This is a genomic window from Nocardia sp. NPDC003999 (assembly GCF_053604885.1).
On sequence record NZ_JBSGIB010000011.1, the window covers coordinates 122,780 to 139,740 of the forward strand.

A 16,961-nucleotide genomic window follows, 5' to 3' on the forward strand; every position below is an offset into this window, starting at 1 on the left:
TCCCGGGTCAGTGCACGAGCTGATCGGCCCATTCCCGCGGTAAGGCCGCGCTCGACACATCGGCGATCTCGTGCAGCCGCTGTGCGGGAAATCCCTGACGACTGAGCTGGATCAGGCCCTGGGCGACCACCACGACAGCGGCGCTGACCGCCGAGAGCGTGGCTTCGTCGTCGTCTCCCGCGTCGTGCATCGCGGGCCGCAGCCGGTCGGCGACGCCCCGCTCCATCTCGGTGGTGGTGCGGCTGCCGATGGTGGCGACTTCGGGGATCCGAGTGCCGAGCTGCGCGATGCTGTTGATCATCAGGCAACCGCGCCGATCCGGTTGCGCCGCGCAGTCTTCGATGATCGCTTGATACAGCGCGCGCACCGCGGAGCGCGCCGAACCGCCCGCCGAACCGATGGCATCGCGCACCAGACGCGCACGGCCCTCGCAATAGCGTTCGAACGCGGCCAGGAACAGTCCGCGCTTGCTGCCGTAGGCGGCGTAGATGCTCCCGTTCCCGACGCCGGTCGCGAGCGAGACGTCTTCCACCGAAGTGCTGTCGAAACCCTTCGACCAGAACAACTCGGTCGCGGCGTCGAGCAGGTTCGACTCGTCGAATCGTCGCGGCCGTCCCATGTGCTCACCGTACCAATCGGCGTGCGAACTGCGGCACATCGCTTGTTCTGGAGCCGTGCCTCCACAATAATGGTGACATGTCCAACAACTTCGCCGCCTCGCCCAGCAAACGGGTGGGCATCCTGGTATTCGACGGCGTGAAGATGCTCGACTTCGTCGGGCCCGCCGAGGTGTTCGTCGAGGCCGATCAGTCGGTGGCGGGGTACGAGGTGGTGCTGGTCTCGGCCGACGGCAAGGACGCGCAGACCTCGATCGGCGCGCGGGTGGAGGTGAGCTGCGCGGCGGCCGACGCGGGTCGTTTCGACACCGTGGTGATTCCGGGCAGCGAGCTGCCACCAGGGAAGTTCATGACACCGGAGGTCTTGGCGGCCGCGCGGCATCTTTCCTGCAACACCCGCAGGCTGGCGTCCATTTGCAGCGGTGCGTTCGTCCTGGCCGATCTGGGCCTGTTCGACGGGCGCCGCGCGACGACGCACTGGAAATTCACGACCGAGCTCGCGCGACGCTATCCGTCGATCGAGGTGGACCCGGACGCGATCTTCGTGCGGGACGGCAATCTGTACAGCTCGGCCGGGGTCGCCGCGGGCGTCGATCTCGCGCTGGCGCTGGTCGAAGAGGACCACGGCGCCGACGTCGCGCGGCGCGTCGCGCAGGCGCTGGTGGTCTACATGCAGCGCGCGGGCGGTCAGTCACAGTTCTCCGCGTCGCTGACCGGACCGGCGCCGCGCAGCCCGCTGGTGCGCAGGGTGGTGGATCTGATCTGCGCGGACCCGGCGTATCCGCATACGGTGCAGACGCTGGCCGCCCACGCGCGGGTCAGCGTCCGGCATCTGACCCGGCTGTTCCGCGCGGAACTGGAACGCTCGCCCGCGGAATACGTCGCGTTCATCCGCTTCGGCACGGCCAGGGACATGCTGCACGCCGGATACAGCGTGACGGAGACCGCCATGGCCGCGGGGTACGGCACCAGCGAGGCGTTGCGCAGGGCCTTCGTGGCACGCGTTGGCATTTCCCCGCGCAAGTACCAGCAGCGTTTCCGGTCGACCGCCCGGATCGATCCGGCGCTGGAGCAGGCCGTGTCCTGAACGGAGGCTTTTGTGGCCCGTGGGGAGGGGCGCGCGGCGGGGCCTACGGCCGAGACTGAGTCGGCCACAGCGCCGCTCACCGAGCGCTGGAGAAAGGAAACCGATGTCCGCCCCGGCAAGTCCGACCATCGTTCTGGTGCACGGCGCCTTCGCCGACGCCTCGAGCTGGTCCCCCGTCACCGCACGGCTGCTCGACCAGGGCCATCGCGTCGTGGTTCCGCCGGTGTTCAACCGCAGCCTGTCGGCGGACGCGGCCTACATCAAGTCGTTCGTGGAACGGATCGACGGCCCCGTCCTGCTGGCCGGCCACTCCTACGGCGGCGCCGTCATCACCGTGGCAGGCGTCGCCGACAACGTGGTGGGCTTGGTCTACGTGTCCGGTTACGCCCTGGAAGAAGGCGAGAGCCTCGGGCAATTACAGGGCGGATTCCCGGATTCCGATCTGGCGGCCAACCTCGTCTACGCGCCGTACCCGATCGAGGGTGACGAGCCCGGCACGGACGTCTCGGTCGCCATCGACGCGTTCCCCGATGTCTTCGCCGCGGGCCTGGACCCGGCGAAGGCCGCGGTCCTCGCGGTCTCGCAGCGGCCGCTGTCGGCGTTCGCGTTCACCGAGCCCGCCTCGGCGGCCGCGTGGAAGACGAAACCGGCCTGGGGCATCGTGTCCGGCGCCGACCGCACCATCAATCCCGACGTCGAACGATTCGGCTACCAGCGAGCCGGAATGCGCGCGGTGGTCGAGATCGACGGACCACACCTGGTGATGCAGACCCACCCTGACGAAGTCGTGGCCGTCATCACCGGCGCGATCGATCAATCCGCCTGAATAACCGCAGTTTCCACCACTTCTACGAGAGGCACGATCATGTCAGGTAACCCGCTGGGCATCTCGCTCGAACCGGCGGCGCAGGAGTTCGTCGACGCGACCTCGCAGCCGCCGTTCCTCTACCAGCTCCCGCCCGAGGAGGGGCGCAAGGCGGTGGACTCCGTGCAGGACGCGCCGATCTTCAAGCCCGAGGTCGACGAGGAGTGGATCACGGTCGAGGGCGGCCCGACGGGCTCGGTGCGGGTTCGGATCGTCAAGCCGCAGGGCGTCACCGAAACGCTGCCGGTGATCATCTACACCCACGGCGCGGGATGGGTTTTCGGCGACGCGCACACCCACGACCGCCTGGTTCGCGACCTGGCCGTCGGCACGCACGCCGCCGTGGTCTTCCCCGAATACGACCGGTCGCCCGATGTGCGGTATCCCGTGGCCAACGAGCAGTCCTACCGGGTGGCGCAGTGGGTTACCGCGGAGGGCGCGGCGAAGGGCCTCGACTCGTCCCGGATCGCGATCGCGGGTGACTCGGTCGGTGGCAACATGGCCATCGCGCTGACCCTGATGGCCAAGGAGCGCGGCGACGTCTCCTTCGTTCAGCAGGTGCTGTTCTACCCGGTCACCGACGCCAACTTCGACACCGGCTCCTACCAGCAGTTCGCCGAGGGCTACTTCCTCACCCGCGAGGGCATGAAGTGGTTCTGGGATCAGTACACCACCAGTGCCGACGAGCGCGCGCAGATCACCGTCTCACCGCTGCGGGCGACCACCGAGCAACTGGCCGGGCTGCCGCCCGCGCTGGTCATCACCGCCGAAGCCGACGTGCTGCGCGACGAGGGCGAGGCCTTCGCGGGCAAGTTGCGCGCCGCGGGCGTGCCGGTCACCCAGGTGCGCTACGGCGGGATCGTCCACGACTTCGTGATGGTCAACTCGCTGCACGACACCCATGCCGCCAAAGCCGCGGTGGCGCAGGCCGTCGCGACGTTGCGGTCCGCGCTGTACACCGACTGACCGGTCCCCGACCACCCGATTCGAAGGAACCACACTTGTGAGCACCGAGCCCGTCAGTCCTTCCACGCCGACCATCGTGCTGGTCCACGGCGCGTTCGCCGACTCGTCCAGCTGGAACGGGGTCATCGAACGGCTGCGCGCACAGGGACATCCCGTGATCGCGGCCGCTAATCCACTGCGCGGTCTGGACAGTGACGCAGCCTATGTCGCGTCGGTACTCGATTCCGTGGAAGGGCCGAGCGTTCTGGTCGGCCATTCCTACGGCGGAAGCGTCATCACGGTGGCCGCCGCCGGACGGAGCGACGTCGAAGCGCTCGTCTATATCGCCGCGTTCATTCCGGATGTGGGCGAGAGCGCACTGCAATTGACCGACAAGTTCCCCGGATCGACGCTCGGGCCCACTACCCGGGCCGCGTCCTATCCGCTTCCCGACGGGGGCACTGGTACCGAGCTCTACATCCGGCAGGCGGAATTCCACCGGCAGTTCGCCGCCGACGTGCCCGCCGCCACGGCCGAGCTGATGGCCGCGACCCAGCGACCGGTCGCCCTCGACGCGTTGCAACAGCCCGCGACCGCCACCGCTTGGCGGGACATCCGGTCGTTCGCGCTGGTCACCGGCGAGGACAAGAACATTCCGGTGGAAGCGCAGCGGTTCATGGCCGAACGCGCGAGCGCCGAAATCGTCGAGGTCTCGGCCTCGCACGCGGTCTCGGTGTCCGCTCCCGACGCAGTCGGTGAGTTGATCGCCCGAGCCGCCGCCGGCTAGGGATCCGCGCGGTCACGCAAAGCGGCCCGCGCGGTGGGAGATTCCCCCGCGCGGGCCCGACCCATCCCCTCCTCCGTAGCTCGACTGGCGGCGAGCCGTCGAGCCGTACAACCAGTTCACAGAGCTAGGCGCGGTCGCAGTACTAGACCGGATGCCTTGCGCTGCACCGAATTCCTCAGCCGCACAGCCCTGATCGAGCCCGGGCCACCAGCTCCGCGTACTTCGATACGACATTGCGATGCAATCGGCGGCAACGGTTCTCAGCCTGCGCGGCCTCGATACTCGGCCCTGTCGTGCGCGGCATCGAGCATCCGTCAGCCGCAGACGGCACCGATCGAGGCCGAGCCCACCAGCTTCGTGTACTTGGCCAGGACGCCGCGGGTGTAGCGGGGCGGCAACGGTTCCCAGCCGGCGCGGCGGCGGGCGAGTTCGTCGGCATCGACCAGCAGGTCGAGCGTGCCCTCGGCGACATCGAGCCGAATGGGGTCGCCGTCACGCACGAAGGCGATCGGGCCGCCGTCGACGGCTTCCGGCGCGACGTGCCCGACGCACAGGCCCGTGGTGCCGCCGGAGAACCGCCCGTCGGTGAGCAGCAACACGTCCTTGCCCAGGCCCGCGCCTTTGATGGCCGCGGTGATGGCCAGCATCTCGCGCATCCCGGGACCGCCCTTCGGCCCCTCGTACCGGATGACGACCACGTCGCCGGCCGCGATCGTGCCGTCTTCGAGGGCGTCCATCGCGGCCCGTTCCCGATCGAAAACCCGTGCCGTGCCGGTGAACACGTCGGAGTCGAAACCCGCCGACTTGACCACGGCGCCATCCGGCGCGAGAGAACCGGAGAGGATGGTGATGCCACCGGTCGGATGGATCGGCGCGGCCATCGCGCGGATCACCTTGCCGTCGGGGTCCGGCGGGGTGATGTCGGCCAGGTTCTCCGCCACCGTCCGTCCCGTCACGGTCAGGCAGTCGCCGTGCAGCAACCCGGCATCGAGCAAGGCTTTCATCATGACCGGCACGCCGCCGATCCGGTCCACATCGGTCATCACGTGGTTGCCGAAGGGCTTGACGTCCGCCAGGTGCGGCACACGGCGACCGATGCGCGCGAAGTCGTCCAGCGACAGGTCGACATTCGCCTCGTGCGCGATGGCCAATAGGTGCAGCACGGCATTGGTGGAGCCGCCGAACGCCATGACGACCGCGATCGCGTTCTCGAAAGCGGGTTTGGTGAGAATGTCCGACGGGGTGATGCCCTGGCGGATCAACTCGACCACGGCCTCGCCGCTGCGGCGGGCGTAACCGTCGCGGCGCCGGTCGGTCGCGGGCGGCGCCGCGCTGCCGGGCAGCGACATGCCCAGCGCCTCGGCCGCGCTGGCCATGGTGTTGGCGGTGTACATGCCGCCGCATGCGCCTTCGCCGGGACAGATCGCCCGCTCGATCGCGGCGACGTCGTCACGGCTCATCAACCCTCGGGCGCAGGCGCCGACCGCTTCGAAGGCGTCGATGATCGTCACTTCGCGCTCGCTGCCGTCGGAGAGCTTCGCGATGCCGGGCAGGATCGACCCCGCGTACAGGAACACGCTCGCCAGGTTCAGCCGGGCCGCGGCCATCAGCATCCCGGGCAGCGATTTGTCACAGCCGGCCAGCAGCACCGAACCGTCGAGCCGCTCGGCCTGCATCACCGTCTCGACGGAGTCGGCGATCACCTCACGTGAGACCAGGGAGAAGTGCATCCCCTCGTGTCCCATGGAGATGCCGTCGGACACCGAGATGGTGCCGAACTGCATGGGGAAGCCGCCGCCGGAGAAGACGCCGTCCTTGCAGCCCCGGGCGAGTCGCTCCAGAGACAGATTGCAGGGCGTGATCTCGTTCCACGAGGAGGCCACGCCGATCTGCGGCTTCTCCCAGTCGTCGTCGCCCATGCCGACCGCGCGCAACATCCCGCGAGCGGCGGTCTTCTCCAGCCCGTCGGTGACGTCACGGCTGCGCGGTTTCAGATCGGGGACTTTCGAGTTCTCGGGCACGGTTTCCCATCATGCTCGCCTCCGCGCCGATTACCGCGACGACCACGCCGAATTCGCGAAGACCCGCCGCTCGTCCGCCCTGAGCGTAATGCCGGGCACTCCGGCGGCCCGGAACCGTACGCTCTGCTCATGAGCGAGCACCCGAGACTGCACTCGATTCCCGGTGGACGCGATGACCGCACCCCTCAACCGGACTCGCGAACGCCGCCGGAACCCTTGTGGCGCGAGGTGCTCGGCGAACAGTTGCGCACCCTGCGGCAGGACCGCGGCGAGACGCTGGTCGAGACGGCCCGGCGGGCGGGTATCTCCCCGCAGTATCTGTCGGAGGTCGAGCGGGGACGCAAGGAGCCGTCGAGCGAGATGATCGCCGCCCTGGCCGGATCGCTCGCCACCACGCTGGGTGAGCTCACCGGCCAGGTGGCGGACGAACTCCGCGCGCGCCGCAGGATCGCCCTCCTGCCGCGGTCGGCGCCGCTTTCCGGCACCGGGCCCACGCTGATGGCGCTGGCGGCCTGATCAGTCGCGCCGTCCCAGGACCTGGTCGACCAGGCCGTACTCGATCGCGGCCGACGCGGTGAAGACCCGGTCGCGGTCGGTGTCGTGCCGAAGTCGCTCCACCGACTGCCCGGTGTGCCGGGACAGGATCGACTCGATCTCCGCCCGCAACCGCACCAGCTCGTCGGCCTGCAGGATCAGGTCGGGAATCGCGCCCTGTCCACGTGCGGCGGGTTGGTGCAGCACCACCCTGGCGTGCGGGAGCATGGCGCGACGGCCCGGCTCGCCGCCCGCAAGCAGCACCGCGCCGACCGCGATCGCCTGGCCGACGCAGGTGGTCTGGATGGGCGAACGAATGTGCTGCATGGTGTCGTACACGGCGAGCATGGAGGACAGATCGCCGCCCTCGCAGTTGATGTAGAGGTTGATCTCCTGCTCCGCGCTCTCCGATTCCAGGTGCAGCAGCTGCGCGATGAGCGCGTTGGCGACCCCGGAGTCGATCGGCGTGCCGAGGTAGACGATGCGCTCGGCGAGCAGGTGGGAGTAGATGTCGGTGATCCGCTCCCCGCCACGCGGATGCTGCGCGATCACATTCGGGATGGTGTAGGTGCTCATGCTGTGTCCTTTCCGGCATGATCGGGCCCCTCCGTGGTCACGCCGCGCTGCCGCCTCAGGGGCTGACCGATCATGCTGTGCCCGCTTCCGGCATGATCGGGCCCCTCCGTGGTCACGCTGCGCTGCCGCCTCCGGGGCTGACCGATCATGCCGAGATCCCGATTCGCTGGCGTTGCGGGACGACCTGCCCGAACGAGTCGACGATGTGGTCGATGAAGCCGTACTCCTTGGCCTGCGCGGCCGTGAACCATCGGTCGTGCAGCGAATCCTCGTAGATCCGATCGAACGGCTGGCCGGTGTCCTCGGCGATGATCCCGAGCACGGTGTCCACGGTGTAGCGCAGATCGTCGGCCTGGACCTCGACGTCGACGGCCGTGCCGCCGATGCCCGCCGATCCCTGGTGCATCAGCACCCGGGCGTGCGGCAGCGCGAAACGTTTACCCTTGGTGCCCGACGACAAGAGAAATTGTCCTGCGCTGCAAGCCAATCCGAGCGCGAGCGTGGAGACTTCGCACGGCACCAGCCGCATGACGTCGCGGATGGCGAGCATCGAGGGGACCGATCCGCCCGGCGAATGGATCCACAGTGAGATACCCGCCTCGGGATCCTCGGCGGCGAGCGTGAGCAGCTGGGTCATCAGCAGCGTCCCGTTGTCGTCGTCGAGCGCGCCGTCGAGCACGACGATGCGGCGACTGAGCAGTTGCTCGCGTGCCCGCCAGCTGAACATCGGAGTCTTGTCATCGTGAGCCATGGCTCCACGGTGCCGCACGCGTGGCGCCGGACCGTTCCCCTGCTGCCCTCGGCAGATCCGCTCTCAGCAGTCGAGCGAGGGATCCCGAACCGGGGCGGCGAACGGGCCACGCAGCCGTTCGGTCACCTCCCACAGCCGCAGCGCGGTATCCCGGTCGTAGGACGCGTCCGAGCTGCGCGTCTCGGTGAAGCGGTTGTAATAGGCCCCGTTCACCAGATCCCGCGTCGTCGCCAGGTGGACGACCGGCGCGGCGCCTTGCCGCGCGGACAATGCCGTCAGGTGCAGCATCGCCACCCGCGCCCGTGGGAATTCTCGGCCGAGGTCGGTGCGCACGAAGCCGGGATGCAATGCGGCCACAGTCAATTGCGGGTACCTGCGACGCAGTTCGTAGGTGAACAACAGGTTGGCCAACTTGGTACGGCTGTAGGTCACGAACGGGTCGAAGTTCCGCTCGCTCGGCAAGTCGTCGAAGTCGATGCGCACCGGGCCCGCGCGGAACATCGACTGCCGGTGGCCTTCGGAATTGACGTTGACCACCCGGCCGCCGCCGCGACACAGCAACGGCAGCAGTCGTCCGGTCAGGGAGAACGGCGCGAGATGATGGACGGCGAGATTCAGCTCGATTCCCTCGCCGGTCACGCGACGTTCGGGCGTCATGACACCGGCGTTGTTGATCAAGATGTCCACGCCGTCGAACCGCTCGGCGACCTGCTCCGCGACGTGGTCGATACCCGTCGAGACCGCCAGATCGGCGCGCACGAACCGGCCACCGGTCTCGCGAGCCAGCCGCGCGCCTTTGTCCGCGTCGCGGCCGACCAGCACGAGGTCGTGGCCGTCCTTCGCCAGCCGCAGTGCCGCTTGCCGTCCCAGCCCGGACGTGGCTCCGGCGAACACGATCCGGCTCATCGCGCCGCTCCGGCCGCTACGTCGGATTTGCCCAAGCCCAATGCACCGGCGATCACCCGATCGCGCAGGCGGAAAGGCAGATACGCGAGCATCCGCAGCATGCGTGCGTCCGAACTCGCGACGTAGCAGTCTTTGGGCCGCCTGGCCTCGGCTGCCCGCACGATCGCGTCGACCACCGTGCCGACCGGCCGTGTCTTCTGTTCCGCCAGCGCCTTATCGACGGCGGCCAATCGTGCGCGGTAGAGCTCGACACGGTCGGCGTCGGCCAGCAAGAGTGCTTCGCGCGCAGCCGATTCGGCCTTGGCGAAGATCGTCGTCTCGAGCGCGCCCGGCTCCACCACAGAGACCGGGATGCCCCAGGGCGCGAGCTCGACGCGGGCCGCGTGGGACAACGATTCGAGCGCGGCCTTGCTCGCCGAGATCGGTCCCAGGTACGGCATCGCGGTGCGAGCGCTCGCCGCGCTGATGTTGATCACCCGGCCGCCGCCAGCCCGCAACAGCGGAAGTGCGGCCACCAGGACCCGGTGCGGGCCGTAGACGTTGATGTCGAACTGCCGGTGCAGTTCCGCGTCGGGGACCAGCTCCAGCGGCCCCTGCACGATGACGCCCGCGTTGTTCACCAGCACCTGTAACCCGGCTGGGCCACGGTCGGCCGCGACCGCGTCGAGCGCATGGCGAACGCCCGCGCTGTCGGTCACATCGAGTTCCACCGGCACGACGTTCGCGTGCCCGAACCGGGGGGCGTTTCGCAGCGTCCGCACTCCGGCGTAGACGCGGTAGCCCCGCGCGGCGAATGCCTCGACGGTGGCGGAACCGATTCCGCCGCCCGCACCGGTGATCAGCACCGCCTTCGAACTCTGAGTCGTCATATCAGCCTCCATAAGTAGGCAACCACATGTTCCTTGCAACATGTATAAATCTACATGTTGGAACAGTCAAGACGGTGAACTACGGCAGAACGACAGAGGTACGCTCCAGCCGGGCCACTGATCACGGAATAGGGAGCGTCGATGTCACTGCGTCACGGGTTACTCGGACTTCTCGCCGACCAGCCCGGCAGTGGCTACGACCTGACGCGCCGATTCGAGGAGATGCTCGGCGCGATCTGGCCCGCCAAGCATCCCCAGATCTACGGGGAGCTGACCAGGCTCGCGGAAGAAGGACTGGTCGAGGCGGCGGCGGAGGGCCCGCGCCGGCGCAAGGAGTACCGCATCACCGACGACGGCGTCGCCGAGTTGCGCCGCTGGCTGGTGCACGTCGATGTGGACCACACCATCCGTCTGGAACCGGTCCTGCGCTCGTTGTTCTTCTGGCTGTTGAACTCCGACGAACTGGAGGCGCACCTCACCAGGGAAGCCCGGTTCTACCGGGAGAAGGCGGAAATCTACCGCGAGTACGCGAACGCCAAAGACCGCGGGGACTTCGGCGACTCCCCGCAGACCCGCTCGATGCGTGTCACGGTCGAAGCCGCGGTCCGACTGTACGACGCCCTCGCCGAGTGGGCGGAGTGGGCGAAGACAGCGCCTTTGTCCGACCCGGAATCCTGACGATCCCAGCGTATTCCGACCGGAAGACGCCGATGCCCGCCGGGCGCGTGGTGCGCCGGCGGGCATCCTTACCGGGGGGCGTACTCGCTAGGACTCGCGACCCGCGGTGGAGGCGGAACGCTGCCTGCTGGTGCGGGCGCGGCGGCGTTCGGCCTGCAGTTCGGCGAGTTCCTGCTCGAGGATGTCGGCGACGCGGAACGAACCGGTGTCGTAGATGTCCGGCGGGCGAGCCGTCGGCGCTTGCGCGACGTCGGACGCGGGGCTGTCCTTGCCGTTCTTCGGCTCCGGCGTCGAGCTGTCGCTCTTGCTGTCCGCCAGCGGTTGCCGGGTGACGGCCGGGATCTCGGCCGTCGAGACCTCCGCCTCGGCCACCGGCGTACGCGGCTTGGCCGGCGGCGTCTGCCGGACGACCACCTTCGCCGCGGAGTCTTCGGCGGGCACGCGCGCGGCCGGCCGGGACTCGGCCTTCGCGGCCGATACCGGTGCGGGCTCGTTCGCAGCGAGCTTCTTCCCGTTGGCGGCGGGCGCACCGCCATTGGTGACGATGACGTCGGTGTCCTTGACCTGCACCGGCGACGTGGGGCGCGCGTCGAAAGCCGCCATCGCGTCGAGATCTTCGATGGACTCGGGCAGCACGGGCTTGCGGGGCGCCTCGACCGGCGGCCGCTTCTTCTCGGCTTTCACCGTGGCCACGGGCTGCTCGTCGGAGACCTCCGGCAGGAACTGGATTTCGGCGACCTCGACCACGTCCTGCTCGACGATCTCCTCCGGGGGCGCCGCGACAACAGGAGGCGGTTCGTAGTGCCTCTGTTCGGGTGGAGCGCTCGGCGCCTCGGGCGCGACCGGCGCGCGGTATCTGGGCAGCGTGAGCCGGATCTGCTCGGCCGGGTCGGGCAGGTCACGGACCTGCTCGGTGGCCCTGGCGATGGCGAGGCCGTAGCGAGCGCTCGCGGCGTCGTGGATGAGCAGCGCGACACCGATCATCACCGGCGCGATGGCGTGCACGGCCGCGTCGTACCAGGCGCCCGCGCGCAAGTAGGGATAGGTGTTGAGGCTGACGGTCAGCGCCAGCAGGGCGACTTCGGCCGTCGCGACCTGGCGGCGGTTGTCGATCACACCCCATTCGGCGACCTTGTTCGTGCCGATCATGATGATGATCAGACAGACGCTGATCATGCCTTCGAGCAGGTAGCTGAACCAGTAGAGCGGATCGGTCGCGCCGCCGGGAGCGATGTTGTGCTGGACGTTGACCGCCGACCACAACATGCCCGCCGCGACGACACCCGCCAGCGCGCGCAGCGACCAGGACCGATGCCGATACAGCGAGGCCAGCTTCGCGTGCGGGCTGGATTCGCGTCGCTGCGCGGCAATCGCCTTGCGGGCGAGCAGGAGATCTCGCATGTCGGCCTTCTCGATCGCTTCGGTGGTCTGCCTGGCGCGGTCGGATGCCGCGGCGGCAGCCTGCGCCTCTTTCCAGCGCTGTCCGCGCTCCTGGGTGCGAATCCGTTCGGCGAGCTCACGTTCGGCATACAGTTCGTCCTCCGACAGCGCCTCGGTGAGCGCGGGATCGAACTGGTAGGCGAGCCGTCCACGGGCCTTCTCGACCCGCCTCGCCAGCTGTGTAACCTCGTCCTCGATGGGATGTTCGATGACCATCAGCGCTCCCCGCACGGGAGACGCGATGGCAGACAAGTGATCACGTATGGCAACGGCACGTTTCATTCATAGTCGATCCACCGCTACCGGCGAAACTGTTCATTTGCCATCTCGCAAAACTATTCGGCGTGCCGCGGACGACACACGCTGTGCGACGTGATTTCCCGGCGGTCGCAGGCACTTCCTTCCCCGCGCGCCAGACCATTGATCGCTCTATGCTGAACTGGCGCGCTTTCCCTTCGCGGCGGCGCGTGCGCTCCCGCAGCGCGTTCGGATACGCCGGTGCCGTCGAGATTCGCCCCTCGGCGGCACCGGGCCGACCGCGTTCCGCCATTTACGTGCACCGAGTATTTCGCGCGGCCATTCCGGCCCGCCGAATCGCGGAGGCCTTCTCGCACCGGGCGGCTCACTCCGCAGGCGGATCCGCCCGGCATTCGGCGTCCACCGAGTCGAGCACCCGCGACAACGTGTCGAACAGCAACGAGTCCAGCCGGTCCTGGTCGACGTCGTCGCGGGACAACCACTGCACCGTCAGGTCCTCGGCCATCGCCCACCACGAACGCACCACCAGGCGCTCGGCGGTCGACCGCGCGGGCCTGCCGAGCGCGGCGAACACCCGATCGGTCAGTTCGTCGTGCATCCGCTCCATGATCGATTCGAGGACCGGGTCCTGCCCGGCGGCGCGCAGCAGCCCCACCAGCGGTCCGCTGCGCTTGCGCATGTAGCTCACGAAGTTCGCGATCATCGAAGCGAGCGGGTCCGCGGCGTCGGGGTCCGGGCCGGTGGCGCGCAGGAACCGCTGCGACGCGGCGCGGACGAGTTGCGCGTAATAGTCCTGCTTGGTCGGGAAGTAATGGAACAGCAGCCCGCGCGAGATGCCCGCCTGCTGCGCGACCGCGTCGACGGTGATCCGGTGCCAGGGCCGGTCGATCAGCATGCCCAGGCCGATTCCGATCAGCTGCCTGCGCCGGTCGTCCGCCGAGCGCCGGCCGCCCGGCTCCACGGCGACCTCGGTCATCCACCCTCCTCTATTGAGCAATGCTCAACAATATGCTACCAATGACCTGACCGGAAGTTGAGCAATGCTCAGCAGACCTCGAGGATGGGTATGGACTTCACGCACTCCGATCGAGCCGTCCGCCTCACCGATCAGGTGCGGCAGTTCGTGCGCGACGAGATCGAGCCGCGCGACGAGGAGCACGCCGCCGCCCTGCGGGAATCGCCATGGGCGGTTCCGCCGGTGGTCGAGGAGCTCAAGAAGAAGGCGCGGGACGCGGGTCTGTGGAACCTCTTCCTGCCCGATCCGGAACTCGGCGCGGGCCTGGGCAACGTCGACTACGCCCCGATGGCGGAGGCGATGGGCAGTTCCGGGTGGGCGCCGGAAGTGTTCAACTGCAACGCACCCGACACCGGCAACGCCGAGGTCCTGCTGCACTACGGCAGCATCGAGCAGCGGCAGCAGTGGCTGCGACCGCTGCTGGACGGCACGATCCGCTCGGCGTTCTGCATGACCGAACCCGAGGTGGCCTCCTCCGACGCGACCAATATGGCCGCGACCGCCGTGGTGGACGGTGAGGAGATCGTGCTCAACGGCCGCAAATGGTGGAGCACCGGCATCGGCCACCCGAACTGCAAGTTCGTCATCTTCATGGGCCTCACCGACCCGGAGGCGCACCCCTACCAGCGGCATTCGATGGTGCTGGTTCCGCTGGACACCCCGGGCGTGCGGGTCGAACGGATGCTCACCACCTTCGGCTACCTGGACGAGCCCTTCGGCCACGGCGAGGTCACTTTCACCGACGTGCGGCTGCCGCTGGACGCCGTGATCGCCGGGCCGGGACGTGGCTTCGAGATCGCGCAGGGCCGTCTCGGTCCCGGCCGCATCCACCACTGCATGCGCGCCATCGGCCTAGCCGAGCGCGCGCTCGAACTGGGCTGTCGCCGCGCCCTGTCGCGCACCGCGTTCGGCAAGCCGCTGGCCAACCTCGGCGGGAACCGCGAGCGCATCGCCAACGCGCGCGTCGCGATCGATCAGGCGCGGTTGCTGGTCCTGCACACCGCCTGGCTGCTGGACACCAAGGGCTTGGCCGGCGCGCGCAGCGAGGTCTCCCAGATCAAAGCGGTCGTGCCGAGGATGACCCAAGAGGTGCTGGACATGGCGATCCAATTGCACGGCGGGGCGGGGCTTTCCGATGACTTCCCGCTGGCGCGCGCGTTCGCCGGCATTCGTTCGCTGCGCTTCGCCGACGGCCCCGACGAGGTGCACCTCGGCGTGATCGCCCGGCAGGAGCTGCGTAAATACGGGACCGACCGGTGAGCGCTCCGGAGGCCACCGCCGTCCGCGCGGAGGACGCCTTCGACGTCGCCGCCCTGCACATCTGGCTCGCCGAGCGGGTTCCCGGTCTGAGCCAGCCGCCCGAGGTGCGCCAATTCTCCGGCGGCGCGTCCAATCTGACGTATCTGCTGCGCTACCCGGATCGTGACCTGATCCTGCGCCGTCCGCCGAGCGGAACGAAGGCGGCTTCCGCGCACGACATGGGCCGCGAGTTCCTGGTGCAGGAGCGGCTGCGTCCGCACTATCGCTATGTGCCGCGGATGGTGGCCCGGTGCGCCGATCCGGACGTGATCGGCAGCGATTTCTACGTGATGGAGCGGGTGGCGGGGACGATCCTGCGCGGCGATCTGCCGGAGGGCACCAGCCTGTCCCCCGATCAGGCGAAGCGGTTGTCCACCACGGCTTTCGACTGCCTGATCGAATTGCACCAGGTCGACCCCGAGGCGGCCGGTCTCACCGGAATCGGCAAAGGCGCGGGCTATGTCGGCCGCCAAGTCGCGGGGTGGTCGCGGCGCTTCGTGAACGCGCGCACCGACAATGTCAGCGATTTCGCCGCGGTGATGGCCTGGCTCGATGCCAACCAGCCCGCGGACGTCGCCACCACTGTCATCCACAACGACTTCCGGCTCGACAATCTGGTGCTGGATCCGTCGGGCTCCGGCGCGATCGTCGGTGTGCTCGATTGGGAAATGGCGACGCTGGGCGACCCGCTGATGGATCTCGGTGGCGCGCTGGCCTATTGGGTGCAGGCGGACGACGACGAGGTCATGCGGGCCTCCCGCCGCCAGCCGAGTCACCTGCCCGGCATGCTGACCCGCGCGCAGATCGTCGAACACTATTGCGCGCGCACCGGCCGTTCCGCCGAGAACTGGCCGTTCTACGAGGTCTTCGGGCTGTTCCGCCTGGCCGTCATCGCCCAGCAGATCTACTACCGCTACCACCACGGCCAGACCACGAACCCGGCGTTCAAGGATTTCTGGAAGATGATCAACTACCTGGATTTCCGCTGCCGGAAGGTCGCGGGCCTCGAGTAACACGTCACGCGAACTCCGTCATCGACCGAGCGCGATGGACCCCATATCCGCGACGGCGCAGCCGTTGGCGACCGGTATCCCGGCGAATCGGTCGCGCAGCCAAGCGACCACGCTCTGCTCGGCAAGGGTGTTGAGGGTCAGATGTTCGCTCGCGTGGTCACGGATGTAGGTGACGCGAGCGGCGGGGTCGCGGCAGTAGGCGGCGGCGAGTGCGTCGGCGGGACCGATCGGGACGAGCCAGTCCGCGGTCGCGTGGTAGAGGAAGACCGGTGCGTCGGGCACCGACTTGCCCATTCTGGTGCGGTCGAAGACCGCGCGCAGCACCGGCGTGTGCAGTAGACCGCCCTGGACCAGGCTGTCGATGTCGAGGAACGGTTCCGTCGCGGCCTGATACAGCACGCAGCCGCTGTCCTTCGCGTCGAGCAACCGCCGTCCCGTCGGCGTCGCGTTCGCCCGCAGGTAGGCGTCCAATTCCGGCTCCTCGCGGGCCAGACCGATGATGGCGGCCGCGACCAGGCCCGCGCCCGGCCCCTTGTTCGCCGCCAGCGACAGCGCCTCGAGGTCGACGTCGGTACCGCCGGAGACGACGCCGACCAGGTTCACCTCCGGCGCGTAGGAGCTGCGCGACTCGGCGCCGTGCAACGTGGGGACCGAACCTCCGGAATAGCCCCACATCGCCACCTCGGTATCCGGTCCAGGCAGTCCCAGCGGACCGAACCGCTCCGCGGCGCGGATGCCGTCCAGGGCGATCCGCGCGGCCAGCGGGCCGTGGGCGAACGCCGAGTTCGGCCCTTGATGATCCGGCACCACGACCGTCCACCCCTGCGCCAACAGCGCCGCAGCGCTGCGCAACGGGTCGATCTGCCCGTCCAGCAGACCGGCCGCCATCGACCGGCGCACGGTATAGGACGGCGCGCAGAACAGTCCGGTGGAATCCTCGGCGGCGTGCAGCGACACCAGCTTCCCGTTCGCCGCGGGCGGTTTCAGCAGCGTCGCGACGGCGGCGATGGGCTGGTCGGCGCTGTTGTTCGACCGGTAGGAGATCTGCCATGCCTCGGCATCCAGCGCCCCTGGCGCCTGGTTCGCGATGGTGACCGGCCGCGCGGCGAGGATTCCACCGGGCCGCTGGGCGCCGATCAGCTCGGCGGGCGGCCGATAGAAGGGGTCCTGCTCCGGCGGCGCCGGATCCGCCACCGCCGGGAGTTGCGGCTCCGCCTGTGACGGCGGGCCCGGTATCGCCAGCAGCACCGAAAGAGCGGTTCCGACAACCGCGCACCACCGTGCGAACACCACCGACGAC

Annotated in this window: 17 protein-coding genes; 8 read left to right on the forward strand and 9 right to left on the reverse strand. The window is 68.8% G+C overall.

The features are described 5' to 3' along the window. Positions 1–7: 7 nt before the first annotated feature. Complete coding sequence (locus tag ACWESM_RS22215; RefSeq protein WP_397279212.1) at positions 8–619, reverse strand: TetR/AcrR family transcriptional regulator; 612 nt, start codon at positions 617–619, stop codon at positions 8–10. A gap of 77 nt (positions 620–696) precedes the next feature. On the opposite strand from ACWESM_RS22215, the gene ACWESM_RS22220 reads away from it, so the two are divergent. The 4 genes from ACWESM_RS22220 to ACWESM_RS22235 all read left to right on the forward strand — a co-directional run bounded on the left by ACWESM_RS22220 (position 697) and on the right by ACWESM_RS22235 (position 4,301). Then, positions 697–1,704 carry a GlxA family transcriptional regulator gene (locus tag ACWESM_RS22220; RefSeq protein ID WP_452493494.1) on the forward strand — a complete coding sequence of 336 codons (1,008 nt, stop codon included), beginning with the start codon at positions 697–699 and terminating at the stop codon, positions 1,702–1,704. Positions 1,705–1,807: 103 nt separating this feature from the next. Then, a complete protein-coding gene (locus ACWESM_RS22225; protein WP_355075785.1) occupies positions 1,808–2,530 on the forward strand; it encodes an alpha/beta fold hydrolase in 723 nt (240 codons plus the stop codon). 39 nt (positions 2,531–2,569) lie between these two features. Then, a complete protein-coding gene (locus ACWESM_RS22230) occupies positions 2,570–3,535 on the forward strand; it encodes an alpha/beta hydrolase (RefSeq protein WP_356967046.1) in 966 nt (321 codons plus the stop codon). Between the two features lie 37 nt (positions 3,536–3,572). Then, positions 3,573–4,301 carry an alpha/beta fold hydrolase gene (locus ACWESM_RS22235; RefSeq protein WP_397279207.1) on the forward strand — a complete coding sequence of 243 codons (729 nt, stop codon included), beginning with the start codon at positions 3,573–3,575 and terminating at the stop codon, positions 4,299–4,301. A 314-nt stretch (positions 4,302–4,615) separates the two neighbouring features. Here the strand turns inward: ACWESM_RS22235 and ilvD are convergent, their stop codons facing one another. Further along, positions 4,616–6,322 (reverse strand): dihydroxy-acid dehydratase, encoded by a 1,707-nt coding sequence (gene ilvD / locus ACWESM_RS22240; protein WP_355075779.1) that lies wholly within the window; start codon positions 6,320–6,322, stop codon positions 4,616–4,618. A 129-nt stretch (positions 6,323–6,451) separates the two neighbouring features. On the opposite strand from ilvD, the gene ACWESM_RS22245 reads away from it, so the two are divergent. Continuing rightward, positions 6,452–6,838: a helix-turn-helix domain-containing protein gene (locus tag ACWESM_RS22245; RefSeq protein WP_364429924.1), complete on the forward strand. Its 387-nt coding sequence runs from the start codon at positions 6,452–6,454 to the stop codon at positions 6,836–6,838. Here ACWESM_RS22245 and ACWESM_RS22250 read toward each other — a convergent pair whose 3' ends face one another. From ACWESM_RS22250 to ACWESM_RS22265, 4 genes are all read right to left on the reverse strand, one after another. Next, positions 6,839–7,432, reverse strand: coding sequence for a ClpP family protease (locus ACWESM_RS22250; RefSeq protein ID WP_452493498.1), 594 nt, complete (start codon positions 7,430–7,432; stop codon positions 6,839–6,841). Positions 7,433–7,577: 145 nt separating this feature from the next. Beyond that, positions 7,578–8,183: a ClpP family protease gene (locus ACWESM_RS22255; protein WP_364429928.1), complete on the reverse strand. Its 606-nt coding sequence runs from the start codon at positions 8,181–8,183 to the stop codon at positions 7,578–7,580. A gap of 63 nt (positions 8,184–8,246) precedes the next feature. After that, positions 8,247–9,089 (reverse strand): SDR family NAD(P)-dependent oxidoreductase, encoded by an 843-nt coding sequence (locus ACWESM_RS22260; protein ID WP_364429931.1) that lies wholly within the window; start codon positions 9,087–9,089, stop codon positions 8,247–8,249. Continuing rightward, positions 9,086–9,958 carry an SDR family NAD(P)-dependent oxidoreductase gene (locus ACWESM_RS22265; RefSeq protein ID WP_452493500.1) on the reverse strand — a complete coding sequence of 291 codons (873 nt, stop codon included), beginning with the start codon at positions 9,956–9,958 and terminating at the stop codon, positions 9,086–9,088. The genes ACWESM_RS22260 and ACWESM_RS22265 overlap by 4 nt, the downstream gene beginning before the upstream one ends. A 141-nt stretch (positions 9,959–10,099) precedes the next feature. Here ACWESM_RS22265 and ACWESM_RS22270 point away from each other — a divergent pair, with 141 nt between their 5' ends. Continuing rightward, a complete protein-coding gene (locus ACWESM_RS22270; protein ID WP_355075767.1) occupies positions 10,100–10,636 on the forward strand; it encodes a PadR family transcriptional regulator in 537 nt (178 codons plus the stop codon). Between the two features lie 87 nt (positions 10,637–10,723). Here ACWESM_RS22270 and ACWESM_RS22275 read toward each other — a convergent pair whose 3' ends face one another. After that, positions 10,724–12,292 (reverse strand): hypothetical protein, encoded by a 1,569-nt coding sequence (locus tag ACWESM_RS22275; protein WP_452493503.1) that lies wholly within the window; start codon positions 12,290–12,292, stop codon positions 10,724–10,726. 406 nt (positions 12,293–12,698) lie between these two features. Then, positions 12,699–13,310 carry a TetR/AcrR family transcriptional regulator gene (locus tag ACWESM_RS22280; RefSeq protein WP_356967033.1) on the reverse strand — a complete coding sequence of 204 codons (612 nt, stop codon included), beginning with the start codon at positions 13,308–13,310 and terminating at the stop codon, positions 12,699–12,701. Between the two features lie 90 nt (positions 13,311–13,400). Here ACWESM_RS22280 and ACWESM_RS22285 point away from each other — a divergent pair, with 90 nt between their 5' ends. Together ACWESM_RS22285 and ACWESM_RS22290 are read left to right on the forward strand one after the other, a co-directional pair. Next, positions 13,401–14,609, forward strand: a complete 1,209-nt coding sequence (locus ACWESM_RS22285; RefSeq protein WP_397279199.1) for an acyl-CoA dehydrogenase family protein — start codon at positions 13,401–13,403, stop codon at positions 14,607–14,609. After that, positions 14,606–15,661: a phosphotransferase family protein gene (locus ACWESM_RS22290; protein ID WP_364429944.1), complete on the forward strand. Its 1,056-nt coding sequence runs from the start codon at positions 14,606–14,608 to the stop codon at positions 15,659–15,661. Before ACWESM_RS22285 ends, ACWESM_RS22290 begins: the two co-directional genes overlap by 4 nt. 18 nt (positions 15,662–15,679) lie before the next feature. Here ACWESM_RS22290 and ACWESM_RS22295 read toward each other — a convergent pair whose 3' ends face one another. Next, on the reverse strand, positions 15,680–16,954 hold the full coding sequence (locus ACWESM_RS22295; RefSeq protein WP_364429947.1) for a lipase family protein: 1,275 nt from the start codon (positions 16,952–16,954) through the stop codon (positions 15,680–15,682). Positions 16,955–16,961: the final 7 nt, after the last annotated feature.